The following is a 9,383-nucleotide window of genomic DNA, read 5'->3' on the forward strand; positions in this document are numbered from 1 at the left end:
ATTCTCGGCCACGGATATTCCCGCGTCGAAGGATTGGATGCCACACGCCTAGGAAGAGAGTTAGGTCTCTTACCGGTCACTAAAAGCAGCGGTCCAAAGCACAAACTTTCGAGCGCTTCCAGAGGGCCGAAAAAACGAGCGACTTTTTGGTTGCCATCTGCAATAGCCAAATTTGGAGCTAATTACTTTAATCCTGTAGCCGATTCTATTGGCACAGCTTGGCGGGCTCCCATCGGCAATACAGTGTTTTGATAATTTGAAATATATATTGGCAAAAAAGGAAGTCCCCTTATAGTCGCCCTAGCAAAGGAGGACTCGTAACGCATTACGCGTGACGGGGCTCTTTGTCCACCTGAGCTAGCCGGAACGGTACACCCTCCTCCCGGGCCCAACGGGCTGGGTAGAAGGTCTCGCACTTCCTCCTTTTCCTGCAATCTTCCCCAAGATGGCGCCTTAAGATATGCCGGACCATTCCTTCAAAAAGGCCGAGGGCATGGACGATGCGTCTTCTTCCTCACCCCTCGCGGTGGTGGAGAGCCAGACCTTTTCCTCCACCTCCGCCGGGGTGCAGCGGGGCTGGGATGAGGCCGGCGGGACCGATCCGTGAGACTCGCTTCTCCCTCAGTAAGGAAGCGCTGAACTCGCTTCTTACCGTATATTGCGGGAGATGAAGAGCCTTCGAGTTGTTTCCTTGGCTCTCCCACATTAGGCGAAGATTTGCCTTGTCCTCCGAGTGGAGGAGCTTTTAAGCTTCAGTAAAGGTAAGTGCCGATACGGAGGCACCCCTTCTTTCTTTAAGTCTTTTACAAGCTCATCAATAGGAGGAAATGCCCCACGGTTTCAAAAACGCCTCGAGCACCCCTAAGTCCGGCCACTGAGGTGGGTCACCATCCCTTAGTGCATCGACCTTGCCGACTTGACACCTATGTCTGAGGGTAGTATAATATAGCTACAAGGTTTTGCTTTTAGCAAAAGGAGGTGGTTTTGATGCGTTGGTTTTGTGGGTTGTTAGTGTTGCTAACCGGCGTAGTAGGATTAGCTGTTACAGAGGCAAAATATACTTTTTATTTCGTTACCCATATGGGACCCGCTGACCCTAATACTCAGTGGTATCTCGCAGGCATTAAAGAAGCGGAAAAGATACTTCCAATCAAGGTCATCTACAGTGCTCCGGAAGTATTTTCCGTCGAGAAACAACGGGAGCTAATAGAAGCTGCGATTGCCGCCAAACCCGATGGTCTTGTTGTATCCATTACCGACCCTGTTGCCTTCGATGAGCCTTTGAGGCGCGCTATCGCTGAAGGTCTACCTGTAGTTGCAGTAAATATCCCGGACATGAGGCCCGAGAGTGAACGCATCCCTTATATTGCGTATGTTGGTGGTGACGAATACTTGACCGGGTATAAAATTGCTGAACGTGTATACCAAGAGGCCCAGGCAAGAGGTGTTAAACCAGTAAAAGCTCTTTTCATAAATCACCATGTCGGCCATGCCGGAATTATGGCGCGGTATAAGGGTTGGTGTGACTTTTTTGAGCCGCTCGGAGTCAAAACTGTACATCTCGCAGCGTCTGAGGATCCAACAGTATTGTATGAAGTCACACGTAGCGGCCTTGAGGCCAATCCAGATGTTAACCTGATTTTTGCGCCCGCTGGATGGGCGGCTCCGTGGGCTCATAAAGCTGCAAAAGACTTGGGTCGAGCTGATCAAATCCTCTTTGGGACAGTCGATGATAGCCCGTTCTCAATTGAAGGCATCTTGCGTGGGTATTTAGTTTGTAGCCACAGTCAGCAATTTTTCCTTCAGGGATTTTTGCCTGTAATGTGGCTTTATATTTATCTAGAATATGGATATAAACCTGCACTGGTAAACCAATTAACAGGCCCTATTATCATCGACAAATCAAATGCGATGGAGTTTAAAGAAGCAAACCTTAAAGTTTTAGGAGAAGAACTGTATAATAAGTTAATAATTTGGACATATTAACATAGCACATATTGACAGCCATGAGAGAGGCAAGGATGATTAAGTCTAGGCTGTCTAGGTTTAGATTTAAGTCCTTGCCTCTCTCTTTTTTAACAAAGCGTCCTGAGTTAGGCGCTGTTATAGCTGTGTTTTTAGTGTGGCTTGCTTTTTCGTTCACCACGAAAGGAAAATTCCTTAAACTAGATAATCTAGCTGCGATTATGTCACTTACCGCTGAAAATGGGGCGGTCATTTTAGGTTTAATGATGGCAATGATTTCGGGCGTTATAGACCTCAGCGTAGGTTCGGTCTATGCATTTGGTGCTCTCTTTTTTGTCGTTTTTACTCAGGCAATTGGCCAGTCTTGTGTTGCGGCTTTCGTTTTAATTTTGTGTTGTGCTTTTGTATGCGGTTTAATCAATGGCATTATAACAGAACATTTCAACGTACCTTCAATGATTACTACTTTAGGAATGATGTTTGTATTACGGGGTGTGCTTTATTTGGCCACAGGAGGGTTTCCTCGATCTTTTGGTAGTTATCATAACATTTTTTTTGATGTGCTCGCCGGTCGGATTGGAGAAACTCCGTTTCGATATTCATTATTTTGGCTGATCGGCATAGCTCTTTTAGCTCACTTAATTTTGTTTTATACGCGTTTTGGAAATCACATCTTTGCAACAGGTGGTAACCCAATGTTAGCCAGGCTAATGGGTATTAATGTAAGTAAAATTCGTATAACATGCTTTATAATAAGCTCTGTACTTGCTGCTTTCGGGGGGATTATGTCTGTAGCACGGTTTCGTATGGTAGCTGTCACACATGGCGAAGGGTTAGAGCTGGCAGCCATCGCTGCTGCAGTTACAGGTGGCACTTTGCTCAGAGGGGGCTATGGCACGGTAATAGGAGCTCTCATGGGTGCTACCCTTATTTCCTCCTTGCGCTCAGGGTTATTATTATCAGGCGTTCCAGGACACTGGTACATTGTCTTTATGGGAATAATTCTTGCAATTGCAGCAATGATTAACGAGGGGGTGTGGAGAAAATGGTTACGAAAATAGCTAATAATGTATTGGTTTATATGGAAAATATTAGCAAAAGTTTTGGGCCTGTGAGGGCGTTAAAAGGTGTAGACTTTTTTGTAAAACATTCTGAGATAGTTGGGTTACTGGGAGATAATGGCGCTGGGAAATCTACATTAATTAAGATTCTTACAGGAGTTATTCCCCCTGATACAGGGTCTATTTATTTCGAAGGGAAAAAAATAAACTTTAATTCTCCTGCGGAAGCACGAAGAATGGGCATAGAAACAGTTTATCAAGAGGCAGGTGTAGTAGAGCTGCTAAGTGTTGCGCGCAATTTCTTTCTTGGCAGAGAGATTGTACGGAAGTTAGGTTTTCTGGATTATCGGCGAATGTATATAGAATGTGAAAAAGTTCTTCGTAATATAGGTGTTCAGATACATTCTCCTAACATGCCCGCGGGTGTCCTTTCAGGGGGAGAAAGGCAAGCAATAAATATTGGCCGGGCAATGTACTTTAAAGCAAAATTGTTAGTTTTAGATGAACCTACTACAGCACTTTCTGTTAAAGAAACAGAGCGTATTCTGGATTTTATACAACAAGTTCGCGATCGAACTGGCGTTTCAATTATTTTCGTAACACACAACATAAGTCACGTGTACCGAGTAGCTGATCGTTTTGTAATTTTGGACAGAGGAAGGAAAATCGCCGACATGTTTAAAAACGAGGTAACAGAAAAAGATATTATTGAATATTTAACAGAAAAAACTCTGCGGCAATAACTTAAAGGAGGTGAGTGTCATGTTACACGTAACGCTTGGTTTAAATGCGGCTACAATTCGTCAGGCAGATTTAATAACAGGTCTTTGTGCGGCCAAGGAAGCAGGGTTTGTTGGTTATGAACCTTGGGTTTCTGATTTTCACACTCTTTCCAAAGATCAACGTGTTACAATTAAAAGGTTGTGTAATTACTTGAGTCTTAAATGGCTCCCTTTAATGGGTATTCAAAACTTCTTTGTTGATAATGCTAACGTAATCCGAAAAAGTGAATTAGTATTTTCTCTAGCAGCGGAAATGGAAATTCCTGTTGTAACTGTTGTCCCAGGCCAATTTGACCAGAGCGATAAATTCGCTATAGATGAGGCCACCAAAGAGCTGCACAAACTGTTGGATAAAGCTAAAATGTTTGGAATTGAGTTGTTTTTTGAGATGGTCGCTTTTCATAAAAGGCCATTTAACAATCTTAAAAAAGCTATAGCGCTTGCGGAAAGGGCTGAGATTAAGTTGGTAATCGATACGTTTCACCTTGCTGTAAGCAGAGCGACACCAGAAGAAATTGCAAAGCTTTCACCAGAGTTGATCGGGCTTGTGCATTTATCAGACGCGGTTGTTAAAGAGCAGATCGAAGAATTAGCTGATGAAGATCGAGTGTTGCCTGGGGAAGGAAACCTTAAACTTGTTGAAATTTTGCGAGCGTTGCGAAAGACAAACTATCAAGGAGCTGTTTCAGTGGAGGTTTTTCATCCAAAGTATGCAGATAAAGATGCTTACACAGTGGCCAAGGAGGCGTATAAGAAAGCTAAGGAGGTTCTTGAAGCCGCGGGCTGGTGATTGTAAGAGAAAGGGGGGGTTATCATGCAGAAATTGCGATTAGGAATAATTGGAGCGGGAACAATTGGAAGACTTCATGCTAAGAATATTTCCTTGTATATTCCTGAAGCAGAAGTCCTTATGGTAGCAGATGCTATAGAAAAGGCCGCTCAATCTTGTGCGCGCGAATTCGGTATTCCTACAGCTGTTACAGACTACCACAAGGTACTGAATAATGAGGCAATTGAAGCTATTCTCATCTGTACACCTGGTTCCACACACGCTACAATTATTCGAGAGGCAGCCGAGAAAGGAAAGCATATTTTTTGCGAAAAGCCTTTAGGGTTGGACCTGAAAGAGATTGATGATGCTCTCGCTGCTGTAGAAAAGGCAGGAGTGAAACTACAAGTTGGTTTTAACCGCCGTTTTGATCCAAGTATTCACAAAGCTAAAGAGCTTATTGCTCAAGGAGCAATTGGTAGGATTTATCTTGTTCGCATTACGAGCCGTGATCCTGACATTCCTTCCTTAGAATATCTCAAAACATGTGGCGGGTTATTTTTTGACACGACAATTCACGATTTTGACATGGTCCGTTATCTCACAGGCGACGAAGTAGAAGAGCTTTACGCGTCTGGATCAGTACTTATAGATCCCGAGCTCCAAAAGGTTGGTGATATCGATACTGCTATTGTTATGTTACAGTTTAAGAGCTCAACGTTAGGAATTATTGAAAACTCTCGCCGCGCTGTTTATGGGTATGATCAACGATTAGAAGTGTTTGGGGAAAAAGGGATGATTAGTGTGGGTAATCGGCCAAGAGATTTAGTATCTTTGAGTGACAGCAATGGCGTACATTTTTCCCCTAATGTCTTTTTCTTTCCAGATCGCTACCCTGAAGCCTTTGTTGCAGAGTTAAGAGCATTTGTAAAAAGCGTTAAAAAAGACACAGAGCCGCCGGTGACAGGCCATGATGGGCGTATGGCAGTAGTTATGGCTTATGCAGCTAAACGCTCGTTTGAGGAGCGCCGCCCTGTACGTCTGGCGGAGATTACCGATAAAAAGAAAGGAGGTACAGATGAAAGCAGTAGTGCTTCGTGGGGTAAATGACCTTCGGCTAGAAGAGCTTCCTGATCCCGAACCCACGGACAAAGAGGTGCTTATTCGGATACGAGCTGTTGGTATTTGTGGCACAGATGTAGATATGTGGGAAGGCACAAATAAGGAAGGAACCTTTCCATTTATCCCCGGTCATGAATGGGTAGGTGACGTAATCAAAGTTGGTCGCAAGATTAAGAGTCTATCTGTAGGAGACCGAGTTGTTGGCGAATGTTTCCTTCCATGCCACATCTGTCCTAATTGTAAAGATGGCATGTCTCCAGCAATGTGTATAAATCCTAAATATTATGGCTTTGCGTGGGAGACGCCAGGAGGAATGGCCGAGTATCATGTGTCTGAGGAGGAGCGTTTACATAAAATTCCTGATACCCTTACATATGAAGAGGCAGCGCTCGTTGAACCGATTTCCGTCGCCTACCACGGAATTTGGGGAGTAGGTGGGGGGGTTGCTCCTCATGATCGTGTAGTGATCTTTGGTTGTGGACCGATTGGGCTTTGTGCTTTGTTAATTTGCAAAGTAGCAGGGGCGTTCACGGTAGCGGTAGAACCGCAACCATTTCGGAGGAAGCTAGCCAAGGATCTTGGAGCTGATGTAGTGGTCGATCCATCTGAGGAGAAGTTTGTTATGGAGATCATGGATTGCACAAAAAATCGCGGGGCAACCTTGGTGCTTGAATGTTCTGGTAGTGATGTTGCTTTAGCAGCTAGCGTCGAGGTCGTTGCAAAAGAAGGCCGCATTGTTTTAATTGGGCACAGCGTTGGGCGCAAAGTGCCTATCGAGATTGGAAAGTCGATTTGGCAGGGGGCTAAGATTTTTGGTTCATGTGATAGTCCTTTCTTTATTCCCAAGACTTTAGACTTTATGGCACGAAAGCTAGCTGATTTTACAAAAATTATAACTTATAGATTTCCATTAGCACAAGCGCTCACGGCATTTGAAACGGCGCGGGATAATCCTGAAGCTGTTAAAATTTTACTTATTCCATGAGTCACGTAGGCGGCGAATGCGGCTTTCAAGTTAGTCTTTATGGGAGGAGTGCTTCGAAAGGAGGATTTATGTGGATAACTACAGAACACCCGGCGATTATCTTTGAAGACACGGAGGTAGGCCGGCTGAAGAAAGAAATCTGGGATGCCTCTGAAGAGGAAATCGATAAGATTCTTGCTGAATATGGGATCCCTTCCCCTTCAGAGCTTGGTAAGCCCGGGACGTACATACAGACCACCCCTCGTGCAAAGTTAGTGGAGGAGCGCAAAAAAAACGACATCGTCTTAATTCCAGTAGGATGTACTGAAAATCATGGGATGCATACTATTTCTGGGCTTGATACGCTTATGGTAACTCAGATTTGTGAGGCAGTGCGGCGTTATACTGCAAAGCAGGGAAGACCGGTTGCGTTGGCCTGGCCGCCTTTGAACTATGGTGGGCATCCATACCACCATATCGGAATGCCTGGGACTATTATTGTGTCACCAGAAGCGGTTCGCGAGACAATAATCAGCGTAATGTTAGGCTTGTGGAACGACGGTTTTCGTAAGCAGATTATAATTAATAACCATGGACACCTATGGCTGCTGGAGTCAGCCCTGCACGAGTTTATGTACCGATACCAGCTTCCAGGAATTTTTCAGATTTTGGACTGGCACCGAGCAGTACGGGAGTTTTTCTTCCCGGCAGGGCGAAAAGATTTCTTGGAAACATACTTTATACACGCCGACGAAGCCGAGACCTCAGTAGCTTTACTCTTATTTCCTGAAGGCATGGTGGACATGTCTAAAGCTGAAAAAGCGAAACCTGAAGTGTTTGTTCTTGCAGGACATTTCGACACCTCCGTGGATGATTGCCGGCGTCCACATAGGTGGTCAGAAGGGGAGGGACATATGGCGATAGAGCTTATGGCTACACCTGAAGGTGTAGTGGGGGATCCTACACGAGCTTCGGCCCAGAAGGCTAAACGCCCTATTGCTGCAATTCTCCGCTACCTCACTTTAGTCATAGACCAAATTCTGGAAACGTTCCCGCCAGGAAAAGTGCCGCCCGTAGAAAAAGTAACCCTCCGCACCAGAGAGGAAATGGAACCTTATCTGAAGTGGCCCGAGGAACGCGGGTGGAGGCCGGTTTACGCCTTGTCACGCAAAGGGTTTTAATTGATGAAAGGTTGGCCACTGGGGCTTGTCGTACCCTTGCAGGATCCTACACCTTTTTCTCCGTTCGCACCCACAGAGTGGCGGGAAGCTTTACGACAAGTAGCGGAGTCGGGATACGAAGGTGTAGAATTCGCAATTACAGATCCTGTCCGCGTAGATATGGACAAGGTAGCAGAAGCTCTCGAACGGGAACGTCTTCGCCTTTTGGCCCTTGCCACTGGTCAAGCGCTGGAGAAGGAAAGGCTTTCCCTTTCTGCTCCAGACGACAGAGTTCGCGAAAGAGCAGTTCAGCGAATAAAAGGTCATATGCGTTTTGCCAAGCGTTTCGGAGCTGTGGTAATTATTGGAACCTTGCGCGGAATTGTTGGAGACAAAACTTTATTAGTTGAATCCTTGCGTGAGTGTGCTTCTTTTGATTTCAGTGTTAAAATAACACTTGAGCCCCTGAACCGGTACGAATCAAGGTTGGTTAATACTGTATCTGAAGCCTTAGAAGTTATCGAGTGTATAGGAAAAGATAATGTTGGACTACACCTTGATACTTTCCACGCTAATATTGAGGAACCAAAAGTCGGTGACGCATTCCGAATAGCTGGGGAGAGGCTGTTCCATGTAGACCTTGCAGACTCTAATCGATGGGTACCAGGATATGGTCATTTAGATTTTAAAGAGGTCTGGACAGCCTTGGAAGCGATAGATTACCGTGGCGGTTTAGTGATCGAGTGTATTCCCAAGCCTGACAAACGAGCCCTTTTGTCTGCTGCACAAAAAATACGCACGCAATGGACTTAGAAAAGTTTTTCGAGTTGATAAAGACTTTTATTTTGTATGGAGTAATTTTATATAATGCCTCATCGTTGTATCCGGTCAGCATAATATAGTAGTCTGTTTTACGTGTCTGTAGGGTAGCATAGAAGTCTCCGGTAGTGTCTCGGAAAGTGTCTCTAGAGGCAGCATGGTAGCCCTCCCGTTGGAAAAGACTCTCGAAAGGAAGGAAAGCCCCCATGCAAAAAGAAAACCGCGACGAAATCCTAAAGGTGTTCAAAAAGGAGTTCAAGATGACGGTTCGTAACATTTTGGAGAACCTCATGCGGGAGGAGAGGGAGATATATCTTGATCTTGGGGAGCACCCCACCAAGGCTAACGGCTACAACACCCGGGACCTCCTCACCCTCGCGGGCCCACTTGAGAACCTTAGAGTTCCCCGCGTCCGGGAAGGGGATTTTCATCCGTGGATCCTGCCCTACCGGAAGCGCGCTTCGGTCGACCTCTCGGAAGCCATCCTCACCCTCTACGCGGTAGGGGTGAGCACGAGGAACATCTCCCGCTTCCTGGAAGGCGTTTACGGCGCTTTCTACTCCTCGCAAAGCATCTCCCGACTCCTCGCGGTCACCGCGGAACAGGTGAAGGCCTAGCGGGAAAGGCCCCTAGCGGAGGAGTACTACGCGGTGTTCCTGGACGGGACTTTCCTTTCCATCCGCCGTGGGAAGACGGCCAAGGAACCGGTGTACATGGCCCTCGGGATCAAGCCGGATGGGC

Annotated in this window: 10 protein-coding genes; all 10 read left to right on the plus strand. The window is 45.8% G+C overall.

The features are described from left to right. Positions 1 to 987: 987 nt before the first annotated feature. Positions 988 to 1,986 (plus strand): substrate-binding domain-containing protein, encoded by a 999-nt coding sequence (locus tag H5T41_10195; protein MBC7109133.1) that lies wholly within the window; start codon positions 988 to 990, stop codon positions 1,984 to 1,986. Between the two features lie 11 nt (positions 1,987 to 1,997). Then, positions 1,998 to 3,026: an ABC transporter permease gene (locus tag H5T41_10200; GenBank protein MBC7109134.1), complete on the plus strand. Its 1,029-nt coding sequence runs from the start codon at positions 1,998 to 2,000 to the stop codon at positions 3,024 to 3,026. Next, entirely contained in the window at positions 3,011 to 3,769 is a 759-nt protein-coding gene (locus H5T41_10205) for a sugar ABC transporter ATP-binding protein (protein ID MBC7109135.1), read from the plus strand. The genes H5T41_10200 and H5T41_10205 overlap by 16 nt, the downstream gene beginning before the upstream one ends. A gap of 19 nt (positions 3,770 to 3,788) precedes the next feature. Beyond that, the gene (locus H5T41_10210; protein MBC7109136.1) at positions 3,789 to 4,598 is read left to right on the plus strand and encodes a sugar phosphate isomerase/epimerase; all 810 of its coding nucleotides are present in this window, start codon (positions 3,789 to 3,791) and stop codon (positions 4,596 to 4,598) included. A gap of 24 nt (positions 4,599 to 4,622) precedes the next feature. Next, positions 4,623 to 5,687, plus strand: coding sequence for an inositol 2-dehydrogenase (gene iolG, locus H5T41_10215; protein MBC7109137.1), 1,065 nt, complete (start codon positions 4,623 to 4,625; stop codon positions 5,685 to 5,687). After that, a complete protein-coding gene (locus H5T41_10220) occupies positions 5,656 to 6,684 on the plus strand; it encodes an alcohol dehydrogenase catalytic domain-containing protein (protein MBC7109138.1) in 1,029 nt (342 codons plus the stop codon). Before iolG ends, H5T41_10220 begins: the two co-directional genes overlap by 32 nt. Positions 6,685 to 6,752: 68 nt before the next feature. Continuing rightward, positions 6,753 to 7,844, plus strand: a complete 1,092-nt coding sequence (locus tag H5T41_10225; protein ID MBC7109139.1) for a creatininase family protein — start codon at positions 6,753 to 6,755, stop codon at positions 7,842 to 7,844. 3 nt (positions 7,845 to 7,847) lie between these two features. Next, positions 7,848 to 8,636: a sugar phosphate isomerase/epimerase gene (locus tag H5T41_10230; GenBank protein MBC7109140.1), complete on the plus strand. Its 789-nt coding sequence runs from the start codon at positions 7,848 to 7,850 to the stop codon at positions 8,634 to 8,636. Positions 8,637 to 8,848: 212 nt separating this feature from the next. Next, a complete protein-coding gene (locus H5T41_10235; protein MBC7109141.1) occupies positions 8,849 to 9,259 on the plus strand; it encodes a transposase in 411 nt (136 codons plus the stop codon). Between the two features lie 33 nt (positions 9,260 to 9,292). Further along, positions 9,293 to 9,383: hypothetical protein (locus tag H5T41_10240; GenBank protein MBC7109142.1), on the plus strand; the 91-nt coding region annotated here is incomplete at its 3' end.

The organism is Methanomassiliicoccales archaeon (assembly GCA_014361295.1).
Classification (GTDB): Archaea; Thermoplasmatota; Thermoplasmata; order Methanomassiliicoccales; family JACIVX01; genus JACIVX01.

What these genes read in the sequence shown, in the direction of transcription:
- H5T41_10195 (MBC7109133.1), top strand. Translation starts at nt 988, where the DNA reads ATGCGTTGGTTTTGTGGGTTGTTAGTGTTGCTAACCGGCGTAGTAGGA.
- H5T41_10205 (MBC7109135.1), top strand. Translation starts at nt 3,011, where the DNA reads ATGGTTACGAAAATAGCTAATAATGTATTGGTTTATATGGAAAATATT.
- H5T41_10210 (MBC7109136.1), top strand. Translation starts at nt 3,789, where the DNA reads ATGTTACACGTAACGCTTGGTTTAAATGCGGCTACAATTCGTCAGGCA.
- iolG (MBC7109137.1), top strand. Translation starts at nt 4,623, where the DNA reads ATGCAGAAATTGCGATTAGGAATAATTGGAGCGGGAACAATTGGAAGA.
- H5T41_10220 (MBC7109138.1), top strand. Translation starts at nt 5,656, where the DNA reads ATGAAAGCAGTAGTGCTTCGTGGGGTAAATGACCTTCGGCTAGAAGAG.
- H5T41_10225 (MBC7109139.1), top strand. Translation starts at nt 6,753, where the DNA reads ATGTGGATAACTACAGAACACCCGGCGATTATCTTTGAAGACACGGAG.
- H5T41_10230 (MBC7109140.1), top strand. Translation starts at nt 7,848, where the DNA reads ATGAAAGGTTGGCCACTGGGGCTTGTCGTACCCTTGCAGGATCCTACA.
- H5T41_10235 (MBC7109141.1), top strand. Translation starts at nt 8,849, where the DNA reads ATGCAAAAAGAAAACCGCGACGAAATCCTAAAGGTGTTCAAAAAGGAG.